General features: G+C 45.6%; 13 protein-coding genes and 2 pseudogenes. 5 read left to right on the forward strand and 10 right to left on the reverse strand.

The window, feature by feature from the left end:
* The 4 genes and pseudogenes from L5M17_RS17495 to L5M17_RS17510 all read right to left on the reverse strand — a co-directional run.
* Nucleotides 1-142: pseudogene (locus L5M17_RS17495) on the reverse strand (IS4 family transposase); the annotation flags it as partial.
* A gap of 107 nt (nt 143-249) precedes the next feature.
* Nucleotides 250-2,580, reverse strand: a pseudogene (locus L5M17_RS17500) (efflux RND transporter permease subunit); the annotation flags it as partial.
* Nucleotides 2,580-3,794, reverse strand: coding sequence for an efflux RND transporter periplasmic adaptor subunit (locus L5M17_RS17505; protein WP_263148683.1), 1,215 nt, complete (start codon nt 3,792-3,794; stop codon nt 2,580-2,582). The gene L5M17_RS17505 and the pseudogene L5M17_RS17500, both read right to left, overlap by 1 nt.
* A 296-nt stretch (nt 3,795-4,090) precedes the next feature.
* Entirely contained in the window at nt 4,091-5,446 is a 1,356-nt protein-coding gene (locus L5M17_RS17510; RefSeq protein ID WP_263148684.1) for a leucine-rich repeat-containing protein kinase family protein, read from the reverse strand.
* Nucleotides 5,447-5,656: 210 nt separating this feature from the next.
* Here L5M17_RS17510 and L5M17_RS17515 point away from each other — a divergent pair, with 210 nt between their 5' ends.
* Nucleotides 5,657-7,090, forward strand: a complete 1,434-nt coding sequence (locus L5M17_RS17515) for a LysM peptidoglycan-binding domain-containing protein (protein WP_263148685.1) — start codon at nt 5,657-5,659, stop codon at nt 7,088-7,090.
* Between the two features lie 176 nt (nt 7,091-7,266).
* Here L5M17_RS17515 and L5M17_RS17520 read toward each other — a convergent pair whose 3' ends face one another.
* On the reverse strand, nt 7,267-8,388 hold the full coding sequence (locus tag L5M17_RS17520) for a sterol desaturase family protein (RefSeq protein ID WP_006083140.1): 1,122 nt from the start codon (nt 8,386-8,388) through the stop codon (nt 7,267-7,269).
* A 231-nt stretch (nt 8,389-8,619) separates the two neighbouring features.
* Nucleotides 8,620-9,990 (reverse strand): DUF4397 domain-containing protein, encoded by a 1,371-nt coding sequence (locus L5M17_RS17525; RefSeq protein WP_263148686.1) that lies wholly within the window; start codon nt 9,988-9,990, stop codon nt 8,620-8,622.
* 372 nt (nt 9,991-10,362) lie between these two features.
* Between L5M17_RS17525 and L5M17_RS17530 the strand changes: the two genes are divergently transcribed.
* Nucleotides 10,363-13,080, forward strand: coding sequence for a DEAD/DEAH box helicase (locus tag L5M17_RS17530; RefSeq protein ID WP_263148687.1), 2,718 nt, complete (start codon nt 10,363-10,365; stop codon nt 13,078-13,080).
* Here L5M17_RS17530 and yidZ read toward each other — a convergent pair.
* The 4 genes from yidZ to ansB form a co-directional block, all read right to left on the reverse strand.
* On the reverse strand, nt 13,077-14,057 hold the full coding sequence (gene yidZ / locus L5M17_RS17535) for an HTH-type transcriptional regulator YidZ (protein WP_263148688.1): 981 nt from the start codon (nt 14,055-14,057) through the stop codon (nt 13,077-13,079). The two genes, L5M17_RS17530 and yidZ, sit on opposite strands and share 4 nt — an antisense overlap.
* Nucleotides 14,032-15,222, reverse strand: a complete 1,191-nt coding sequence (locus tag L5M17_RS17540) for an MFS transporter (protein WP_263148689.1) — start codon at nt 15,220-15,222, stop codon at nt 14,032-14,034. The genes yidZ and L5M17_RS17540 overlap by 26 nt, the downstream gene beginning before the upstream one ends.
* Before the next feature lie 254 nt (nt 15,223-15,476).
* Nucleotides 15,477-18,311: a M16 family metallopeptidase gene (locus L5M17_RS17545; RefSeq protein WP_263148690.1), complete on the reverse strand. Its 2,835-nt coding sequence runs from the start codon at nt 18,309-18,311 to the stop codon at nt 15,477-15,479.
* A gap of 476 nt (nt 18,312-18,787) precedes the next feature.
* On the reverse strand, nt 18,788-19,846 hold the full coding sequence (gene ansB, locus L5M17_RS17550) for an L-asparaginase 2 (protein WP_263148691.1): 1,059 nt from the start codon (nt 19,844-19,846) through the stop codon (nt 18,788-18,790).
* A 556-nt stretch (nt 19,847-20,402) separates the two neighbouring features.
* Between ansB and aspA the strand changes: the two genes are divergently transcribed.
* From aspA to L5M17_RS17565, 3 genes are all read left to right on the forward strand, one after another.
* Entirely contained in the window at nt 20,403-21,845 is a 1,443-nt protein-coding gene (gene aspA / locus L5M17_RS17555) for an aspartate ammonia-lyase (protein WP_131524382.1), read from the forward strand.
* A 114-nt stretch (nt 21,846-21,959) separates the two neighbouring features.
* The gene (locus L5M17_RS17560; protein ID WP_263148692.1) at nt 21,960-23,261 is read left to right on the forward strand and encodes an anaerobic C4-dicarboxylate transporter; all 1,302 of its coding nucleotides are present in this window, start codon (nt 21,960-21,962) and stop codon (nt 23,259-23,261) included.
* Between the two features lie 139 nt (nt 23,262-23,400).
* On the forward strand, nt 23,401-24,126 hold the full coding sequence (locus tag L5M17_RS17565; RefSeq protein WP_113940029.1) for a fumarate reductase cytochrome b subunit: 726 nt from the start codon (nt 23,401-23,403) through the stop codon (nt 24,124-24,126).
* The last annotated feature ends 89 nt before the right edge of the window (nt 24,127-24,215 follow it).

A 24,215-nucleotide genomic window follows, 5' to 3' on the forward strand; every position in this document is an offset into this window, starting at 1 on the left:
AATTTCGACCTAACTCAGTCAAGGTCAGTGTCTTACATTCAATCAGTGCCTTAGAGGCCAGCATCAAGCTGTTTAATCGTTTTAGGTGAAGTTCTGGGCAGTATTGGTGTAAAGAATGTTGTAGGATATTGGCTTCGCGCATCTTGTTGTCCAAGTGTAGTTTTTAGCGAAACCATTTGATCATGCAACAAGATGCGCTTCCACCCTAATTTGATGATTTATTTGTAAATCATCAGGGGATTCTTCAGGTGCTTGCCCTGATTCTGAAGTGACATACAGCTTATTCAACACTTTAAAATCACTCAGTTTGTCTAAGTTTACTTGCACTTGAATAGGATAAGTAAAACCATCGGTAGCATGTAAGTCCGCCGCCTTCACTGAGCCAAGAAAGGTAGAAAGTGCATTAGTGACATCACCATAACTCACACCTGAGAGGATAATGGCGTTGCGATCGATAGACAGATCGTAGCGTAGTTGGTCCCTAAGCACTGAGTTGCCCACGTTATTCAGGCCAGGATAATCCTCGAGTAATTTTTGCACTTTGGCGGCGGTTTCGCTGAGTTCGTCCTTATTCCGATCTAAGGTCGTCAGCTCTAAACGCAAATTATTGGCAATATTGAGATTATTTGCTGAGCGAATGCTAAACGACATGTTATAGGCAGAAACGTTTTCCTTTGATGTTGTAATCAAGTCGCTGATCACATCATCTATACCCTCACTGCGCTCACCCCAAGGTTTGAGTAGCACATGGTTCACTGGCTCTCCCTCGATATAGGACAAGTTAGCCCCAACCGCGGGATGCTCGTCCATCACACCATTAAGCTCAGCATTGTGATTGAGATGATACTGCCTACCGACACCGGTAGGGCCATTAGACGCCACATCGATAAAGCCAGAGTCCTCCGCAGGCAAGAGTATTTTGGGTAATTGCCAGTAAGCAATACCCGCAAGACCCACCAAAACCACAGCCACACCAAACATCAAGCGCTTGCGGAAAAACCACTTATTCAGCTCATTGATATACAAATGATTTAACTGCTGCAGCGCATTCTCGACTCGGCTAAACCATTTAGGGTGTTGCTCAGTAGTATTGATAAGATAGGCGCTCATCATAGGCGACAAAGTCAACGCCACCACGCCAGAGATCATCACGGCCGCTGCTAAGGTAAAGGAGAATTGCCGAAACAGATCGGCGGTTAAGCCCGACATTAATCCGATCGGCAGATACACGGCGGCGAGCGTTAACGTCATCGCAATGATAGGGAAAATGATCTCCTGACAGCCTTTAATCGCCGCATTGAAAGGCGTTTCACCGTTTTCAATATGGCGATAACAGTTCTCGACCACCACAATGGCATCATCCACCACCAGGCCAATGGCCAAAATAATCGCCAGAATAGTCAACACATTGATACTAAATCCGAGCGCCGACATCACAGCAAACACCCCAATCACGCACACGGGAATGGTAATAATGGGGATCGATGCCGCCCGCAAGCTACCCAAAAATAACACCACAATCAGCGAAACTAAGATCACCGCTTCAATCAACGCAGAAAATCCTTCGTCGATGGAGGCTTCAATAAAATCAGCTTGGTTATAAGCCAAGTTCATTTCTAAGCCTTGGGGTAAATGTTTTTGCATGCGTGCAATTTCGGCTTTAATGTTCGAAGCCACTGTCACTGGGTTAGCGTTGCTCAGCGGTAAAATCTGCAATGACATTGCACTATGTCCACCGATAGACAACATACTCGGCGACAGACTTTCCTCGCCCATCACCACATCGGCGACATCGGACACGCGGATGATCTTACCCTCGCTAACCTTAATCACCAGATCCTTCACGTCTTCAAGCGTTTCAACTTGATTCAAAGGGTTAATCGAGAAATCCCGCGACTTACCTTTGATCGCGCCCGAGGTAAAACTGGCATTGTAGGAGCCTAACGTGCCCACCACATCGGCAGCTTTAATATTCAGCGCTTTCATTTGTTCAGGATTGAGCCAGACTCTGACCGCCTTTTGTGAGCCACCATAGGGCCCCCAAACAGCACCAACGCCTTGAACTTGTTTGAGTTGCGGTACTAACTGCTGGCTAATGTAGTCGTACATAGCCTGCTTTTCCATGCCACCCGCGTTCACAAAGGTGATGATATTACTGGCCGAATCTGTGGCCGAGGTATCGTCAGTGACTGTGGGCTTATCTATCATGCTCTGGGGGAAATCGTTAATCCCTTCGACGCTGCTACGCAACTTGTTCATTAAGTTGGTGTATTCAATATCGCTGGTGTCATCATTGAATTTAATCGTTAATGAGCAACGCCCCTCGCTACAGTCGGTCGACATGGTATCGACTTTATCTATGCCCGAAGCCGCAGCAATCAACTTATCGGCCACGTTGCTCGACATAAAATCGGCGCTCGCCCCTGCAATCGACGCATTCACAGATGCCGAGTGGGTGGTATGCTCAGGGAAGTATTGGATATCGAGTTTTTGAAAGGCAATCAAGCCCAGTAACACAGCCATAATACTGAGTACGGAGGCGAAGATAGGATGACGAATACAGACTTCGGGTAAACGCATTATTCAGCCACCTCAATATTTGGAGTAGCGCCTGAATCAGCACCTTTGTCAGCGCTTGATGTTGCCGCTTTATCTGCAGTGTTTCTATCCTGCACGACTTTGATCTTGCTATCGGACTTGAGGTTTTGCATACCCGTTTTAACGACTAAATCGCCTTCGGCTAAACCTTCAGTCACGACGGCATAACCGTCATTCGTATTTTGAGCGAGTTTAACCACTTGCTTTACTACGCTATCACCCTGCACTAGCCAGACAAAACGTTCATCGTTATTGGCAATAATCGAATTTTGCGGCACTAACAGACGTTTAATCCCCAGACTATAGAACTGCTTAATGTTGGCGAACATGCCAGGAGCAAGCTTAAACTCAGGGTTTTCAAGGGCGGCATGCACTTCAACCCGTCCTGAGCTTTCATCTACCGCAGGGGCAACATAGTTAACTAACCCTTTGAATACCTTATTACCATAGGCCTCAACAGTCACATTCACCTTTTGGCCCTTTTGCGCCTTGCCTAAATCCTTCTGACTGATGGCATAACGCACTTCGACCGGATTTAAACTATAGAGGGTGACTAAGGCCGTACCAGCACCAATTTGACTGCCGATAGACTGACTAAAGCTGGTCAACTGACCATCGAAGGGAGCCTTGATCAGGTAATCGTTCATGGTTGCTTGTTTCTGGCGAAAATCCGCATCGGCCAGATTCACATTTTCCCGTAGCTCATCCACATCTTGCTTAGCAAGCGCAAAGGGTTCTTTAATCAGTAAATCTTCGATACGCTCCAGCTTAGTTTTAGCCAGTGCTAAGGTGCTCTTGGCTTTGTCTAAATCAGCCTTGGCTTTAATGTTGTCCTGCTCGGCAATCACTTGGCCTTTAATCACTTTGTCGCCGTTACTAAAATGAATCGCGCTAATTTTTTCGCTAGCATTAAAGTTCAGCGTGGCTGAATCGATAGCGTTGATTTTACCGACTTCATTCACTACATCGGCAAAGGACGTTTCTTTAACGGCCTCGACCGTCACAGGGATGATGTCGACCTTGTCCGCCGACATCACGGCCATAGGGGCTAAAGCGAAAACACTCGCCAGTAGAAACGGCAAAGGCGCGAATAAGGGCGCCTTTGGGAGATGATGGGGATGGCTTTTTAATGAAATATCGCATGCACTGCGTGCTTGTTCAGTTACTCTTTGTATAAACAGCGTTCGTGTAAACATAGTATGCAAACCTATCGTTCTTACTATTCAACGGACATCCTATCCGACAACAGCAAACCGGATTGAACCCAAAACTAATACCAAGTCCCCCCAAAGTGCCTGTTTCAGCAATTTGAGGTTATTTGGGTATACAGCCTATAGGCTTAATCCCAGTCAGTGCCAGTAAAAACTCGGTTACACAACCAAACAAAACAATAACTTAACGATAAACTTAATAGTGAGCACTTAAATCACACAAACAACCATAAAATACAGCAAACTTGAAACAAGTGTAGAGCCAGCCTATTAGCAAGCCACTATTTACCTTTTAGCAGGGCTCCGATGGCCTTTTTCACGTCAGCAAAACAGGGGCGCTGAGCCACATCTAACTGCATGCACTCATCTTTAATCGCACTCAACTGTGTGTAGTACAGAGGGCCAATCGAGGCACTCACATAGGCAGATGCATCCACATAGGCCAATAGATCTTCAATCAAGCAACCAAGCGCCCGCACTTCAATAGCTTCTATCGCTAAGCGTTCTGCTGTCGATAGATTGCGTAAGTTTGATGCCGCACCAAAATCCCCAAACAATAAGCTCATCTGTTGATTAACCATAATATTATGGGCGTAGACATCACCATGGCTTACTTGTTTTGCATGCATGTTCGCCATCGCATCGGCCAACTGGTGCGTGATTTTGGCGACTTCATCAAGGCGAAATTCGCTACCGTCTTTAAAGGTATCGCGAGTGCAGGTGACAAGACTTGGTGGTAGCCCTAAGTTACTAAACCCTGGCGGAATAAGTTCCATCACTAAACCCAATTGATCTTTCTGGCTAATGTGCGCCACGACCTTAATAAGGCTGGGATGATCACCCGTTGTGAGACAGCAATCTAACTCGTCAGCGGGATAACCATCGCTCGTCACTTCACCCTTAAAGAGTTTTACCGCAATCTGCGCCGACCCCGTCGCGGCTATCATGGCTTGATTCAACCAATCGCCTCGATAAATGACCCCAGAAGCCCCTTCGCCAAGCTTCTCAGCCAACTTGATATCACCCAGAGTCACATTCGCCACTGTGGCCACATCGGCGTGGGGATCGACTAAGGTATGGCTGAATGGATTTCCCGCAAAGGCGAGCCAAGTCAGTTTGGGCAAACTGAGTAACCAAGCTGGCAGTGCGTGGAGTTGATTGGCCGATAAACGCACTAACTCTAAGTTGCGGCAATTAGCCATGGACTCGGGCAAGGCTGTTAAACGGTTACCCGCTAAGGCTAATTTTTGCAGACGATGTAAATCGCCCATGGCCGCAGGCAATGTCTCAATGAGGTTATCGGTTAGGATGAGCCAGCGGGTTTGCAGCGGTAATGCCGCCGCAGTCACTGTTTTAATTTGATTGGCCTTAAAGCCAATCATCTCTAAATTTGTGCATAGCCCTAATGCCTCAGGCAAATGTTCAAAGCGATTATTCGAGGCGAAAATTATCTTTAAATGCGATAAGCGGTGTAAATCCTCGGGCAAAGTGCTCAGTTGATTATTCGATAAATCGAGGATTTCGAGGGTATCAGCTAAATCAAAAATCTCCCGCGGGAACTCGGTTAAATCCTCAACCAATTGTAAACGTGTGATCCCTTGTAACTGCCCTACCCTTAACTGCGCTAACGTCTGCACTTTGCTACCCAAGTTAATGAAAAATCGCGGCTATGGTAGCGTATAAATCGATAAAGCTAAACGCAGGATCTGCAATCAAAGGGCCGCACAATCGGCCTTAAGACAACTTTGATACAATAGGTAAAACTTGGGGGAGCTATCCAGAAACTCGAAAACAGATTAGCATGTGCACCAATATGGAATGCCCAGTCAACTCATCACAGGACAATCATGCGGACACATTTTCGCCAAACGCACTCATTTACAGTGCTTATGCTTGCCATGCTAATGGCCCTACTGAGCGGTTGTGCTACAACATCAGCAAGCCCATCAACCACTGAATTCAATGCCACAGCAAGTGATGTCAGTAATGATAACGACCACTCGCCACAACAGCATCAAACACCACCCGAAGTGGTTGAGCAGTACAGCGATGTATGGGAAAAGATCCAACACGCCAATACCATTGACGTCCATGATGATGCCGAAGTACGTAAACAACGTAACTTTTTCGATGATAAACAAAAATTTATGAATCAGGTTGGCGATCGCGCCGAGCCATTTTTATATTACATAGTCAGCCAGCTCGAAGCGCGTAACATGCCATTAGAATTGGCGTTATTGCCCATAGTCGAAAGTGGCTATAACCCCTTAGCACAAGCTAACGGCCCCGCAGGACTGTGGCAAATGATCCCTGCTACTGGACGTAATTTTGGCTTAACGGTGAATTCTGCCTACGATGGCCGTAAAGATGCGCTGGCCTCAACCGATGCAGTGCTCGACTATCTACAGCACCTATACGACACCTTAGACAAAGACTGGATTAACGCCGTCGCCGCCTACAATACCGGTGAGCTAGTGATCAAAGCCGCCATTGATAAAAACAAAGCCAAGGGCAAACCTACGGACTTTTGGTCACTGGGTATCCCCGCTAAGCGAGTACAAACAGTCCCTAAGTGGCTGGCATTTATTCAGATTATTCGAAATCCCAACCACTACGGTTTAAAAGTCCCCCCTATTGCTAACCGCCCTTTCTTGGAAAGAGTGCCAGCACCTAATGGCGTAGATATTGGCCAGATTGCTAATGCAGCAGGGCTCAGCAAAGCAGAATTTAAAACCTATAACCCAGGCTTTCGCCAAGGTGTAATCCCCAGCAAAGGCAAATATCAAATCGCCTTACCGCTGGAAAACATAGGTCATTATCAGGAAAATCAGGACAAGCTCTACGCTCAAAAACGCTATGATAGCCAAAGCTATATCGTCAAATCTGGTGACAGCCTAGGCACAATCGCAGCCAAGTTTGATATGTCAGTGAAAGCATTAAAACAGGCCAACAATCTGACATCGGACCGCCTAAAAATCGGCCAAGAGCTCACGCTGTTAACGCCAATGGCGGGCAATGATAATGAGCCTGAACCCACTAAAACCAAGGCGAAGACAGATAAAAAAGTGAACAATAAGTCGTCGACCAAAGCTAAAGCGACTACCTCAACATCGACCGATAAACCTGCAGTAAAAGCGACCACTTACAAGGTGAAATCTGGTGATTCGCTGGATAAAATCGCCCGTAAGAATAAGGTTAAACTGGCTGACTTAATGAAGTGGAACCAGCTCAATGGTAAAAGCATTATTAAGCCAGGCCAAGAACTGAAAATTTCCGAATAACGATTGTAGTTTGAACGGCAAAAAGCCCAACAAAGCGCAGTTCCCAAGCGCTGTGTTGGGCTTGTTTCTATCCCAATATCAGAGTTAACCGCCACAGTTCAGCGTTACTGCTCAGTTGACCTAATCAATACTCCCAGACAATCATTCCAAAACAAACCACTCCAATTGCAGCGCCATTATTTTGTGTCTTTCTTCGCTAAACCAAGGGGATACAATTGCTGCTTAAACATGCCAACAGGCATGTAATCGCCCACGACACCATATTGCTCTGGCCACTCTTTCTGGCCTCGAACTGCAGTCCCAAATAGGTAATCTAAAAAAGAAAAATGGGCAGCATAGTTACGGTCGATTGCCGCCTTATCGGAAGCATGGTGCCAATGGTGGAATTGCGGACTGACAATTAAGTAACGTAGCCAGCCAAAGTTAACCTGCACATTGGCATGATTAAAGACCGCCTGCACGCCAACGATAATCACATAAATACTGATGATGTCTTTGGAGAATCCCAAGATAAAAATCGGCGTGAGCACTAAACAACGGGTAGCAATCAACTCAAACATATGTTGCCTTGAACCAGCCAACCAATCTAAATGTTTCGCGCTATGGTGCACCGAATGGAAGCGCCACAGGAAAGGAATTTCATGGTAGGCACGGTGCGCCGCATATTGCATTAAATCGGCGACCAATAGAATCAACAGTAGTTGCAGCACAAAGGGAAGACCCGCAATAAAGCTTTGCACTGTGCTGGAAATAGCCCAAGAAAAGCTCGACTGTACAAATTGGTTGGCCACCAATAATACAAAGCCAATCGCTAAGTGATTCACCAGAAAATGATTTAAATCCCCTTGCCACTCGGGTCTCAATATTGCCTGTTCTGGTTTATGGGGTAACCATTTCTCGATAAAAATGAAAATTAAGGTTGAGCCTAATAAGTCTAAAATAAACCAATCTAAACCCAGTGAGACCTTATGATTAGCAAAAGGCTCGACCTCAACTTGATGACCACCAAAGGCAATCGCTAAACTCACAAATACCCAAGCCACAAAGCCGAAACGCTTATTTTTATTTCGAATAAAATTCAATAAACCTAAACTGCCCGACACCACTAAGGCGACAAATATTAAGCTGCGAATAACATCGACATTATAGCTTTGGCGTAATTCTGGAGTGGTGAGATATTCGGGAAAATGAAACGCCAATACACCCAGAAACGATAATATCGCTAACATACACGCTATAGTGCCGCTAATACTGCCTTCACCAATTTGGAAATGGCCGTCTTTAAATCCTTTACTCATCACAGTGAACTCCTTTTCCTATATTGCTCGCGTTACTCACATCACAGCAATGCTCGGCTTAATTTTTGCCGATCAGCCTACATTAACCCCGCAGCCACAATCAATAAAAAGTGAATGCTAAGACAATAATGCTCAATCTACTAAGCCCACTAAAACGAGCACAAAAAAACAGCAAAAAAAGCGCTACCTAAGTAGCGCTGTTTTATTAGAGCCGTTCACTCACCTTAGCGGTTAGATCTTAATCAAGTTATAACCAAAGCTAGTAGAAGGATCTTTATTCAGCACCATAGTCACATTGTCTTCATTGCTGAAATCCATTAAATCGGATGCATAGACAACGGTTTTAGTACCGTTTTCCACAGCGATAACCTTAATAGAATATTCGCCAGCTGGCACAGTCAATGACTGAGGGCTCGCAGGATTGACTGCGGTGATCTTATTTACAGCCGTTTCAATCGTGTCATTTGCCTTTAAGAAATACACGGTTAGATTGCTTTTATCGGCAAAACTCACAATGTCGAACTTAAAGCTATAGGGACTTGGCGTCTGAGTTTGCTTCATCTCCATCGCCTTCACTTGGCTGCCCTGCTCGGTCGTTTGCTCATAGATGAAGATGGTTTTAATGTCATCTTGGTTAAGGGTGATAAGCACATTATCGAGCAATTTATTTTGCGTACCGTGGTCGAACACACTCACACCAAAATCATTAAACTCAGCACTTTGATAGCTAGTCACCCCAAAAGATGGCACTTCACTAAACAGAGTATCTTGCTTACTGCTAGCCACTTTCACATCGATAATGTGCGAACCTAAACCGTTAAAGACGCGATAATCGACACTCGCTTCTAATGCTACATGATTGCGAACATTGGTAGTTGAATCGACACTGTCCAAGGTGATTTTTGAATCCGAAGCACCAAAACCTTCGCGGATGATCAGCTTATAAGGCACCTTAGAACTGAATTTAATGTTCGCAGTTGTATAAGAAACATTGGTTGTTCCCGCTGGTGCGAGGTAAACCTTATATTCACCCGTATCCATCACTTGCGGCTGCGACACTTCACCGTAGGCCACACTGCCTAACATCACGGCATCGGCAAAGGTTTGGGTCGACTTAGAAACATAAGCGTCAAAGGCTTGGGCATGTACAGCAGTATTGGCAATCAAGAGCTGCATTTTACTGTTTTCAGCCACTTCGTTGAGCTTATCGAGTTCAGTGCGAGAATAGTTAATATTAAGTAATTTAGGTTCGGTAAAATCACCATGTAATACAAAGAAATGGTCCGTTGCAACTTTCAAATCGATATTTTCTTTATAAATAGAGATATCTTTATCAGAGGCATCCTTAGCCATCACTTCAATCGCAGTTACGCCAGCCGTCGACGTAAATCGCGGCATAGTGTCCCCATAGATCACACTTTCATAGGTTTTATCGGCAACTTTGAGTGCAGTAGCAGTGCTTCCAGCTGAAGCATTATAAAATTGCACATAGGTGGCATTTTGATCTGTGCCCTCTTCATTATTATCATCTGAGCCACATGCCGTTACCGCTAAACAGGCAACAGCCACCGCAGCGAATCCCTTTAGCTTACTTTTTATCATTGTTTCCCTCATTAGCAGACAAAAATTCAGTTCAATCTACGCAGTTATACAATGACAACAATGGCAATTTCCACTAAAAACAAAAACAAATATTTTACAAACTCAAACACTTAACAAACATTTCAATAACACACAAAAAAGTGATACAAACCACACTTTTCTGGCCCTTAATTGATACAAATGCGGCTGCTGATACTTTTGCTCGCCTCTCAAAAATTCTGCTCCAGTGGAAAATGACTGTTCTATCGAACACCTCTCTTTTAGGCTTAAAGCGACTATGGATAAACTATCCTCAAACGGTACAAACCTTGTTCGACTAATGCGATTAGGTTACTCTCGCATCGCCAATTAAGCCTTTGGGATGGATAGGATTTGCAAGGGATTCTCAACTACTACAAACAATGTTTTCAACACGATAGTGCCGAAATCAATCTCTGGTCTAACCACAAGCTTGCCGAGCAAGATCAGCTATTACTCCAACATGAAGACGAGTTAAGCAGTGGCTTCCTACCCCGCTTGCCTGTGCCATTTGCTCCCGCCAGTGCATTACTAGCACGTAGCGCTTTGTATTTACGTGAAAAGGTATTATTGCACTGCTGTCTGTTTTTCTGCGGCACAGTCGACCTTAATGGCGAAAAACGTAAAGTCGTGACACCACTCCTTTATCGCGAATGCCAATTACAGGCTGACGGCGATAATCTCTACCTAGAGAGCAATAACACTCTAGCTGGCAGCGGACCATTCACTATCAATGAAGCTCTATTAGAAAAATTAGTCGTTGAAGGACATAGCCTAAGCCAAGATTTACGCGATAATCCAACGGATGTCAGTGGCTGGATATCTTGGCTGCGGGCGGGCCAAGCCGATGTTGATACCAGTCACTTATTGCATTTTCCCAAGCTGATCGATGAGGCTGAATTCACGAGCTTATGCCGTAAACGTGGGCAGTTTCTTGTCAGTCGAAGCCAAATCATTTTGGCAGAACGTTCGATCGCAAGTCGGGGCATTTTGCACGAACTCGACAAACTAATGACAGCGCCTGAACCATCAGCACCACTTAAAGCGCTATTCGCAGAAACACAACAAACAACATCAATCAGCGCCAGTGTATACACGCAAGAGGCTTATCTTCCTGGGCTGTTAAGCCGCGCGCAAATTCAGGCCTTAAAGATTGCGGCCAATCATACTTTGGGGCAGATCTCAGGCCCACCAGGAACAGGTAAGAGTTACACCATAGCCACAGTGGCGGCGGAGCAGGTATTAAGGGGCAAATCTGTCCTCATCGTCGCCCACACCGATGTAGCTGTTGATGTGATTGCCGATAAATTGCAACAACAATTCCAGCTAGGGAGCAGCCTTATTCGAGCAGGCTCGCCGCAGTTTATAAAAGTCCTTAAAAACCAGATTGATGAAATGCTCCATGGTCAGCACCCTGCATCTGATGAAGCCGTCTCGGATAGGTTGCTACTCAATGCAAAACAACAACTTAATACTGTGACTCGCGAGCAAGTCAAAATGGAAGCGGGCTTTATACGTCATTGCCGCCACGCCATACGTCGCGGCCAAAAACTGGCGACCTTACAACAAGGACAATCCCGTTGGCGCTTAGGATTTTACAATTGGGCTTACCGTGCAGGTATCGAAAGGTTTGCCCAGCAATGGAATGAACTCGATAAATTAACGACACTGATAGCGCAAAAAGAAAGCTTAAGCCTCAAATACTTACAATTGGCCACTCACTATCGATTAAACCAATTACTCAAAAATAAGCGCAGTACGCTGGTGAGTTTTGCCAGTGCGTTACGCGCCCGGCAATCCGCTAAGCAACTCGACGGCTTCTACAAGACGGATTTTGATGCCTTAAAACAAACCTTTCCCATTTGGTTATCTAGCCTTGCCAGCTTACATAAAGTGCTGCCCATGGAGCAGCAAATGTTTGATTTAGTGATTATTGATGAAGCCACCCAAGCCAATATTGCCGCATGTTTACCGGCCTTGCAGCGGGCAAAAGCGGCACTGGTGGTGGGCGACAGTAAACAGCTGCGCCATTTCTCGTTTTTATCCCGCGCAAAACAAACCCAAATCCAGACTCAACTCGGACTCGCCCCGGATTGCCGCGGCCTAATGAGCTACCGTGATGCCAGTATGCTCGACTTAGCGTCACAATCCCTCGCAAGCCAATCCCAAGTGGTATTTTTAAATGAGCATTTTCGGAGTAAACCTGAGCTGATCCAATTTAGTAATCAGCAGTTTTATCAAGGCATGCTGAAGATTATGCAGCACAGACCCTGCACGAGTTCAGGGCACTTACACAGAGTCCACGTTACTGGCAGCCGTTATAGTAAGGGAATTAACGCCATAGAAGCTGAGGCATTAATTCAAAAGTTAGCTCAACTGATTAATGAACAAGATAATGTATTAGTGCCTTCCAGCATTGGTGTGCTCTCCTGTTTTCGCAATCAGGCAGAGTATTTATCCCAGCAGATCCTCACGCGCTTTAGCACGCAGCAAATAGAACGCCATCAATTACGGATTGCCACGCCCTTTGGTTTTCAAGGGGAAGAGCGCGATATTATGCTGCTGTCGTTTAGCATTACGGCCAACGACAGCCGCGCCGCCGTGTACTTAAATCGCGAAGATATGTTTAATGTCGCCATCACCCGCGCTAAACAGATGCAGTGGCTATTTTTATCGGTACAAGCACATGAGCTCCCCAACAATAATTTACTGGCAACTTACTTAGCATCGGCGGGCCAATTTCAAGCGGCGCACAATTATGTCGATGCCCTCGATAGCTTCGGCCAGTCAGTGGCACAGGCGATTGAAGCAAAAGGCATAACAGTCTGGCGCGCCTACCATATGGCGGGGCTAGAACTGGATATTCTGTGCCGCTATGGTAACCAATATTTAGCAATAGATTTAATCGGTTACCCAGGACCTTGGGCGGACTTTTTCGATATTGAACTGTATAAACTCTTACAGCGCGCGGGCATTAAACTGATCCCCGTCAGCTATGGGCTATGGTGCCAACAGCGAGAACTTTGTATCCAACATATTTGTCAGCAATTGGGTATTACCCAAACAAGTTAATGCAGTAAATAACAGCCTTGATCATGCTGTTGGTAAATCGCTTTTATCTTGCTTCGCAGCCAAGTGATTTTGGGGTTGTGGCTGTTTCTCTTATGCCAAATCAAGGTAAAAGGAATAGCGAGTTTATCAAGATATTCGTCGCTTAACGGGATGGGGCGACTCACTAAGTCAGGGTGTAATTGGCGAGCATATTGTTCGCAATATTGTGGCGCAATTGCCATCATGCTGTGGTGAGGCTCTGCCGCGACAAACAGTGACTGCTCAAAACTGGCCAAGGTCAGCACAATATTACGGCTTAACCCAAGCTCAATAAGCACATCATCTAAGGCCCAGGTTTCGCTCTTTTCCCACAAGATATTGATATGCGAGTATTTTAAGAAAGTGTCTATATTCCACTCTTCCTGCAAGGCGGGATGATCGCGGCGCAAATACACCTGAGGAAGATCGGTAAATAAAACCTCAAAATCGATAAAATAGGGTAATAAATCAAGGGATTCCTTGGAACGTGGATGACTTTCTCGGCCGGTAAAACCCATATCAGCTTCACCACGCACAATCGCTTCGAGTGAATCGTAATCCCAATTTCGTACCTTCACCTTTGCATCAGGGTATTGAGTATAAATGGCCTGAGTCAGCTCATTAAGCATGATAAGCAACAAAGGCGACTCAAGCATCAACTCGAAGGTGAGCCCTTTGGTCATCTCGTCACCGCGCTTAGCCATCAGTTGCTTACCCATTTGCAACCATTCCGATAACTCCTGCTCCATACCGTGAGCCAATGGCGTTAACTGAAATCCCTGCGGCGTTTTGACAAATAAGGGATCGTCAAACCAATCCCGTAATTTGGCCAGCGACTTACTCACAGTGGATGGCGTGACATTGAGCTTTTTGGCAGTCTTAGAGACACTCCGCTCCTGTAATAAAAGCTGCAAAATAAACAATAAGTTAAGATCAAGCCGACTCAGGGATTTGGTCATTAAGTACAATTTCCGGCAATTTAGGAACCGCTAAGATCAGTGTAATGCTCACCAGCGCACCGACAGCGAGGATCACTAATAATATATTAATCGCACTCACTTCGAGCAGACCCATCACCCAAATATATAAAGCTGAAGTACACACTTGGGCAATTCCCAGTAATGAGCTGGCAACTCCAGCCCGAGTAACAAATGGGCTGAGCGCCTGACTCATGGTGACCCCAAATCCAATCGAAAAACCGGAACAAACAAAAGCAAAACCTAACAGGTTGAATGACTGACTAACCCCGCCCAATTGAGTCAAGATAAACACCAATGCCGCTGCGGCAAATAATATCTGAGAGAACAAGATTAACGATTTTTCTTTAAACAGGTTAAGCAAAAAGGGCGTCGAAAATGAGGCTAACATACTCACCAATGCCATCATTGCCATGGTATTGGAATATTGCCCACGGTCAAACCCCATCTGCCCCATGATCAACATGGGAGAGACATTTACATAGCTTAAAATCGTGGTCACACCTAAAGTCGTTATCACCACACGACTGAGAAAAAACCGCTGTTTAAAGGATTCTTTATACCCACCCAGCTCAACTGTGGTGTGAAATTGCGGTTTAGGATAGGTTTCGTGCAATACAAAAATACACAGGATTAAGACCATTAATCCCATCCCCGCCATAGTGTTAAATAGGCTAGGCCATGGGAATTTAAGCATAATTAAATGGCCTATCACAGGCGCTATCACAGGGATAATGCAAGTCACGCCATTGACCATAGAGAGCACTTTTGCTCGGCGCTTATCGTCTAATACATCACGCAAAATCGCAAAAGCCACAACATAGCAAGAACCCGCACCAATGCCTTGTGCAAAGCGTGCCATTAAAAAGAGATCACTGGTTTGCGCACTACCGGCAAAGTAAGAGGCAATAGCAAACAAAAATGCGCCAAACAAGGTAATGGGTTTACGCCCAATCCTATCGGCTAAGCTCCCCGCAAACAGCATAGTGGTCGCCATTCCCGCAAGATACACAGAAAAAGCAATATGCAGCTGCGCCTCACTCGCCCCTAAATCCTGCGCAATTTGCGGCAAACCGACCAAGTACATATCTATCCCTGTCGGGTACAAAAACACTAGACAAAAACTGCACAATAGATATCGAAACATATACCTCACCCCGTTAGCCATCTCACACATAAGTTGCGCCTAGACTAGTTTCACTCGCGCAGATCTGTGAGTGGCATTTTCGACAACAGGTATTTCCATTGACGACCTATGGGTGGGCATAACACCACGAACGTGAAAGAAAAGTTGGTAAAAGAAGATAGAGGAAGAAAGAGGTAGAAAAATATCCCCTGTGGTTTGCGACCACAGGGGATATGTCGGTGAATGATCAGTCTACTATTCTATGAGCCCAATACTCATTGCTGAGGTTCTGGCGGTGCAGGAAGGACTTGGATCATTAAACTGCTATCGTCTTGCAGATATTGCTGCGCCAATTTATTAAGTTCTGCAACTGTCATCTGCTGCGCTAACGCTTGCCTTTGTTTAAAGGCAGCAAAACGACCAGGATGACTCTGGGCAGTTGAGGTGAGATCTAACCAAAAACCATTGGTTTGCGGCGCAGCTTGCATCCACTCAAGCACTGGTTGGCGGGCTCGATTAAGCAAATCCTCACTGATCCCCGAAGGCGCTTTAACTTGCTTAACTGCGGCGGTGAAATACTCGGCAACCGTTGGCAACATGGCTTGAGTCGTCACGCTAAACAAACCTAAGTAACCATAACCGCTGGCATTGAAATCGTTGTAAGAAAAGGCCGATGGCGAATAACTCGCGCCCGCCTTCTCCCTCACGTTTTCCGTTAATAGAATGCTTAGCACTTGCTCCAGCAGACCCAATCCCGCGTGTTGACTCAAGTGAGTCATGTCCGTTGTAGGCCACACCATGGCAAGTGCCGCCATATCAAGTTGACCATAATGCGTTAATGTTTTCTGAACGGGCACTTTCGGAAACACAGGTACTATCGACTGAGCATTAGCAATAGGGCTACGCTTAATGGCGCCAATTGTTTCAGCCACAGCAGCAATGGCACTCGCTTCGTCAAAATCGCCCACAATAGCGAGTTCAATCGCCCCTTGCTCGACGGCCGAATGGAAACTCGGCGCTAATTCTCCAAAGTGACGTTTGAGAATTTCTTCAGGCTCACCATAACCATAGCGTTTATCACCATTATGGGAGATACGGGCAAACTGATTAGAAAACTCAGATTGTGGGTTGCTATGAATACTTTGTTGCTCGGCAATCACTTGTTCACGAAACAATTGCTCAGCCTGCTTATCCATACCCGGCTCAATTAAATAAGCCGTCATTAAGCCAAGCTGCGTGCGTAGCTCTGCGGCATTAGTGCTAATCTCGCCGCCAAAACTTTGCTCACGCAGGCCTAAGTTGATGGAAATATCTTGTCCAGCAAAAATATCCTGCAGACTGTCATAATCATGGGCCTTGAGTCCCCCCTGCACAAACGCACTGTTAAACAGATAAGACAAACCATCCAACTCAGGGAATGGCACTTCACCAAAGCCAATGTTTAGGCTGACCAATGTGGTGCCTTTATTAAAGTTGGTAGGCTTAAGATTAAGGCGCACGCCATTGGCAAATTGCAGTTGGCGAATCCCCGTTTCCTTATCGTGACTGTCGGCCACTAACTTGCCTTGCTCGCCAAACTGAGTATAAGCAAACTCATCAATCGCCTTGATTGCTGGTGCGCTCACCGCTTGTTTACGGCTTTTCTCGTAGCTGGCGATAAGCTGTTTTTCAGCATTTTCAATGGGCTTATTGCTGGTCAGATACAAATACGGCGTGGCGTTCCATGTTTGATTAAACACTTGGCTTAGCTTTTGCGGTGTCACTGTTGGCATTATTTTTTCAAAAAATGCGAGCTGCCAATCAGGTTCGACAGGGACGCGATTGCCCGCCACCGAATACACTAGACTCTCGGCAATATTCACACTGTGAATAGTACTGCTCCCCGCGACACTTAGCTGATATCCCTTATGCATACGTTTGATTTGCTGGTCAATTTCCTGCTGGCTAAAACCAAACTCTTTTGCTTGACGCAGGGTTTTCTCCAAGAGTGCGATTCCCTCTTGCCAGTTATTTTCCTGCGTACCTAGGCTCATTTGTGTGCCATAGGCAATATCAAACTGCGGCCCAACCTGCAGGTTTACACCATATAAACCTTGGCTATGCAGTAATTGCGACTCCATACGGCGATACAAGATGCCGTGGGCGAGCTCGAGCAACATTTCCTGCTCCCGCACAGCAGGGCTATCGGTAATCGCTGAGATGGGTTTTAGCATGCCTAGGGAAACTGACGTTGACAGACTTTGATCAAAAAATGCCGCCGCATCGACACTTTGGCGCTCTGCGACAGTACCAATAGCTTGTTCCTTGGTTTTAGCGGCCAAAGGCGCGTCTTTCCAACTGGCAAACTGTTGTTTTATCTTTTGTTCTACCGCGGCTACCTCGATATCTCCCACCACAATTAAAGTGGTGCGTGAGGGCGTATAAAAACGCTGATATAAAGACAGCAACGCCTCACGATTGGCATTACTGATACTGTTCGCCTCACCCACGGGGAAGCGCTTTGACAGCAATGTGTTTGGCATTAAAAACTGTAATTGGTTACGGTAATTCTCAAGATCCGCACCGCTACGTTCACGCAGCTCAGACAACACCACCGCTTTTTCACGTTCAATTAGCGCTGGGTCGAGTAATAGATTACTGCCAATTTCTCTCATTAAAAACAAAGCAGTATCGATTTTATCTTGGCTATTACTTGGCAAGTTGAATTGATAGACCGTCTGCTGAAACTCAGTCACAGCATTGGTATCGGCGCCAAAACTCAGGCCAAGGCGCTGCAATGTCGGCATCATCTCCCCCGCAGCCAATCCGGTCGATCCATTAAAGGCCATGTGTTCAAGAAAATGCACTAATCCTTGCTCGGCATCAGACTCGACCAAAGAGCCTACATCCACCCGCATCCGCACTATGACCGCCTGCTCCGGCGTCTTATTGCTCACCAATAAATAACGCATACCATTGGCAAGTTCACCGGTATGGACCCGCTCACTCATAGGCAAGCCTGTCGTTCCCATCCACAGCAGATCTTCGCTCGCCTGCAGTGGCAACGTCATACTCAAAAGCGCCAGCAGTAACCACTGACGCACAAAACTAATTACCTTGAAATTGTTCATTAAAATTCGCACTTTGCCCCCAAAATCAAACAAGAAACCTAGGAAGCGCTCACCTATGTTTCAGATAAAATAAGCTTTCACTATAGTACCTAAAGCACTTTAAGTCACAAAATCAATACCTTATGCCGTACTAAAAATAGTTTATCGCCTTGATATATAGTCAGAATATGCCGAAAAATAATGAGCGAGGAAGGAAGCTGAAACAGCTGTGGATTTAATGGTTACTGTGGAATGGTATGCATATATTTGCGAGATATTGAGTGCTTAATTGGCGAAGCCTTTCGCCAATCTAGTAATAGAGCAATATCTTGATTGAAAATCTGAGTTGAACCCTCACAATTTTGGCTTTAAAAATCACACCAAAGTTTAGATATTTCGGCTCATGGCCTCGTGAAAAAACCACTTCACAGGTAAGCCATTAATGCAAAAGCCCTACGAATATTCGCAGGGCTTTTGTTTTATCACGCAGTTGAATCTTAAAACTGTTGAAACCAACGTTGGATCTGTTGTGGATCTTTGCTTTGCGTTAAGGACAGCATCAGTAAAATGCGGGCTTTTTGCGGGTTAAGATTACCTGCGGCGATAAAGCCATATTTAGCATCGTCTATCTCGGCATCAAGCGTGGTTGCGCCTGTGGGCACTCGGCTAGAGCGAACGACTAAGGTGCCTTTTTGACTCGCCTTAGCTAAGGTGTCAAATATTGAGTGGTAAATATTACCATTACCTACACCGGCGCTGACTATGCCATCAAAACCCGCTTCAACCATAGCTTTGACAGGTAAATCGCTGGCATTAGCGTAGTTGTAGACAATCCCTACCTGTGGCAGCTTGTCGAGTTTGCTAACATCAAAAGGCGTTTGCCTTGTATGTTGACGCTCAGTTTTGCCCATGTATTCAATCTTGCTGTTATGGATAACGCCAAGCTGGCCAAAGTTAGGCGCGGCAAAAGTGTGTACACCTGTAGTGTTAGTCTTAGTCACATCGCGGGCATTCAATACGGTATCGTTCATCACCACCAACACGCCTCGACCTTTAGATTCTAGGTTAGCGGCGGTCGCGACTGCGTTATACAAATTCATCGGGCCATCGGCACTCATGGCAGTTGATGGACGCATTGCCCCAACCAGTACTACAGGCTTATCGCTCTTGATGGTGAGATTTAAAAAATACGCCGTTTCCTCTAAGGTATCAGTACCATGGGTAATGACGATACCGTCGACATCTTTATCAGCCAATAGCAGATTGATGCGCTTGGCTAAGGCTAGCCAAACTTTATCGTTCATGTCCTGCGAACCGATTTTAACCAGTTGCTCACCTTGAATATCAGCAAGTTGTTTCATTTCAGGCACGGCCGCAATCAAGCTACTAATGCCCACTTCACCAGCCTGATAGTTAGACTCAGTAGCCGATTGTCCGACTCCCGCAATAGTGCCACCCGTGGCAATAATACGTACCTGTGGAAGCGCCTGCGCCGCGGAGGAGAGAAATAACCCTAAAGTGACCGAGAGCAAAAGCTTACGCATTGGAAAATTCATGCTTACATCCTTTGATTAATAATAAACGCCCACAGTGTGCACTATTGTCTAAGCCTCACTGTGATATCTCTCACTAAAATGAAATAACAGATTTAGCGTTATCTAATTGATTATTTAAACTTTAAGGAAAACACCATGCATTTATTATTGAGTAGATTTAACTAATCAATGATTATTCGCTATTGACGCAGTGACAATTAAATATCGTATGGTTTATTTAATTTTAAAAACACTTGAATAAATATGTCGCCGATTGGTTAACGAATAACAAATCTATAGCTAATTTGCATCAAAAAGTAATGGCTCACACTAGTGATCCGAGTTGAGAGACTTATCTAAGAAAAAAAAGAAATACACTATTTCATACAGTTAAGTGATCACCATCCTAATCCTGTTATTGCCAAAGCGTTAAGATCTACTTCGATAGTCAAGGAGACGATTCTCCTTCATGTTTTCGATGAGTTATTCTTGATGTGTTACGTATACTTATTGTACACATCCACAACTCAATACTCGGAGATATATCTTACTATTAATTGGATTTAATAGGATCGAAATGAAAGATACTAATAGCGTACGGATCGAAGAAGATTTATTGGGCACGAAAGAAGTTTCCAATGAATTTTATTATGGCATACATACATTGCGTGCCATCGAAAACTTTAAGCTGAGTAATCAAAAAATTTCCGATGTACCTGAATTAGTCCGTGGCATGATGCTAACAAAAAAAGCCGCTGCCATGGCTAACAGTGAATTAGGCGCTGTAAGTCCTGAAATCGCTGACAAAATTATTGAAGCGTGCGATCTGATACTCACAACGGGTCGATTTGTTGATCAATTTCCGGTCGATGTTTATCAAGGAGGCGCAGGCACTTCAGTCAACATGAATACCAATGAGGTATTAGCCAACGTTGCACTGGAAATCATGGGGCTAGAAAAAGGCCGTTACGATGTCATCAACCCTAATGACCATGTTAATAAATGCCAATCGACCAACGATGCCTATCCAACAGGTTTCCGTATTGCGGTCATCAACAGTACCGATATTCTGTTAGATGCATTAACCGACCTTATCAGCGCTTTCGACACTAAAGCCACAGAGTTTAAAACCATCTTAAAAATGGGCCGCACTCAATTGCAAGATGCCGTGCCTATGACCTTAGGCCAAGAGTTTCATGCCTTTGCTGTTACATTGCGAGAAGAAATTAAGTCCATCAAGCGTTGCCAAGAGCTGTTGTTAGAAGTGAACTTAGGCGCAACCGCCATTGGTACAGGGCTCAATACGCCTGTCGGTTATTCTGCATTAGCCATTAAGTATCTGGCAGACATTACTGGCCGCGCCTATGTGCCAGCGGAAGATTTAATCGAAGCGACATCCGATTGTGGTGCCTACGTTATGCTGCACAGTGCAATTAAGCGTATGGCGATTAAAATGTCTAAGATTTGTAACGACCTACGCTTACTTTCATCAGGTCCACGTACAGGTCTGAAGGAGATTAATCTTCCTGAGCTGCAAGCGGGTTCCTCCATCATGCCAGCCAAGGTTAACCCTGTGATCCCTGAGGTCGTCAATCAGGTTGCCTTTAAGATTGTCGGCAACGATATCACTATCACTATGGCCGCCGAAGCAGGCCAATTACAGCTTAACGTAATGGAACCTGTTATTGGGCAGGCGATGTTTGAGTCGCTCAGTTTGATGGGTAATGCCTGTATCTCCCTGCGTGAAAAATGCGTTGAAGGTATCACAGCCAATCCAGAGATCTGCATGGCCCATGTGATGAACTCTATCGGGATCGTGACCTACCTTAACCCAATCATCGGCCACCATGAAGGTGACATCATAGGCAAGATTTGCGCCCAAACGGGTAAAAATGTCCGTGAAGTGGTACTCGAACGCGGTTTGTTAACGGTTGAAGAACTCGATGACATTCTCTCAGTTGAAAACCTGATGAATCCTAAATATCAGGCTAAACGCAATACTAGCAAAGCCAAAGTGTAACTCAGTGGGGCTGGGGAGCCTTCCCCAGCCCACAACTCGATGATTCAAGAATAAGCATGCACAGAGTGAATATGCGCAGGCTATTGAAATTAAAAATAAAATAGAGTTAACACTATGATTATATTAGAGATAATTATCGTCCTCGGGGCTATTTACCTTGGTGCAAGGATGGGTAGCATGGGAGTCGGCTTCGCTGGCGGTGCCGGGGTACTGATACTGACCGCGGGGATGGGACTCAAACCGGGCAATATCCCGATTGACGTGATCCTCATCATTATGTCAGTTATCACCGCGATTGCGGCCATGCAAGTGTCTGGAGGGATGGATTATTTAGTCTCACTGGCAGAAAAATTATTACGTAAGCATCCCAAACAAATCACCTTTCTGGCCCCTGTCGTCACCTATTTCATGACACTTTTTGCGGGTACAGGCCACACAGCATTCTCCACCTTACCTGTTATTGCCGAAGTCGCAAAAGAGCAAGGCATTCGCCCCTCTCGTCCCTTATCTATTGCCGTTGTCGCATCTCAAGTCGCCATTACCGCCTCACCGATTTCAGCGGCTGTCGTGTTCTTCTCAGGCATCTTAGAGCCGTTTGGCGTAGATTATTTAGTACTGTTAGCCGTTTGTATTCCCTCAACTTTCCTCGCCTGCATGGTCGGCGCCGTTGTTGCCAACTTAATGGGTAAAGAACTGGCCGATGATCCTGTCTATCAAGAACGCTTAGCCAAAGGTTTAGTCAAAACACGCGGTAAAACGGAGATCAAAATTAAAGCCGGCGCGAAACGATCTGTGATGATTTTCTTGCTGGCGATTGCGGCTGTCATGGCCTATGCCACTGCGATATCAGACAAAGTCGGTTTGATTGTTGACCCTGTATTGCCACGCGACGCCGCCATTATGGTGCTGATGCTCACGGCAGCTGCCGCTATTACGATTTTCTGTAAGTTAGACGCGAGCGAAATATCCAATGCGGCCACCTTCAAGTCAGGCATGTCAGCCTGTGTCTGTGTATTAGGTGTGGCTTGGTTAGGCGATACCTTAGTGTCGAATCATATTGAGGAAATCAAAGATCTTGCCGGCACCTTATTGCAAAGTCAGCCTTGGTTATTATCGGTAACCTTATTCTTTGCCTCCATGCTGCTCTACTCCCAAGGCGCGACAACGAAGGCGCTGATGCCCGCAGCCTTGGCGATTGGCGTAAGTCCTTTAACTGCCGTTGCCTCTTTCGCCGCCGTCAGCGCGCTGTTTGTATTACCGACTTACCCCACGCTACTGGCTGCGGTCGAGATGGATGATACTGGCTCGACACGGATTGGTAAGGCGGTATTTAACCATCCGTTCCTGGTCCCTGGCGTTGTGACGATTGCCACCAGTGTGGCATTAGCCTTCCTGTTTGGCGGCATGATGCTGTAGCTCAATTTTACCCTAAGTGCTCTCAGGGCTAATGCCTACAAATGGATTAACCCTCTTCTTTTAATCTGTATCCATAGACTTTGTTTTGGCGTGATGCAGGTACATTCACGCCATAGCAAATCGAGTAAGAGGTGAATTAATGTCAGCAAAAACGCGTGTTCCTACCGCCATTAACGGCGGACCATTTGGCCAAGCTTGGTCGGCTAAAGCAGACTGCTTACAAAGTGCGACAGGGCTTATATTAGGTATTTTCCTCTTATTTCATATGCATTTCGAGGCGAGCATTTTATTTGGTAAAGAAACCTTCTTTCACATGGTGCAATTCTTAGAAGGCAGTATGTTTAGCTCGACGGGTCATGGCTTCCCCATCGTGACCCAGATCATTTCAGTCATTATGCTCGTGATTGTTGCAGTACATGCAGCCACTGCACTACGTCGTTTTCCGGTGCAATTAGGTCAATGGCGAGCGATGCGTGGCTTCATGTCGACTATCAAGCATAGAGATACCCAAGCATGGTTCTGGCAGATGATCACCGGTTTCTTACTGTTTTTCTTAGTGTCGGCCCATCTTGCCACTATGATTTTAAACCCTGATATTGGCCCTCACCTTTCGGCAGAACGGGTTTACCACGATAACGCTTGGCTCTTATACGTGGTGTTTTTACCTATCGTGTTATTCCACGGCATCGTTGGTTTATACCGAGTGATATTAAAGTGGGGTGTGAGTAGTAACCGTCCACTTATCCGCACTATAGCGCAAGTATTGATCGTCTATTTATTGTGTTTAGGCACATTAAGCCTAGTGACCTATATCAATATTGGTATCGAATTAGTTTTGCCAGTTCAACCGTTTATTCCTCAGTAATGGGCATGACGCTATAGGCGCACCTAGCCTATATAGCAAGACAAACAACATACGGATCCTCCTCTGATACATAGTTGCAGCGCATCTAT

Origin of the sequence: Shewanella sp. SW24 (genome assembly GCF_025653395.1) — a bacterium.
Lineage (GTDB): Bacteria > Pseudomonadota > Gammaproteobacteria > Enterobacterales > Shewanellaceae > Shewanella > Shewanella oncorhynchi.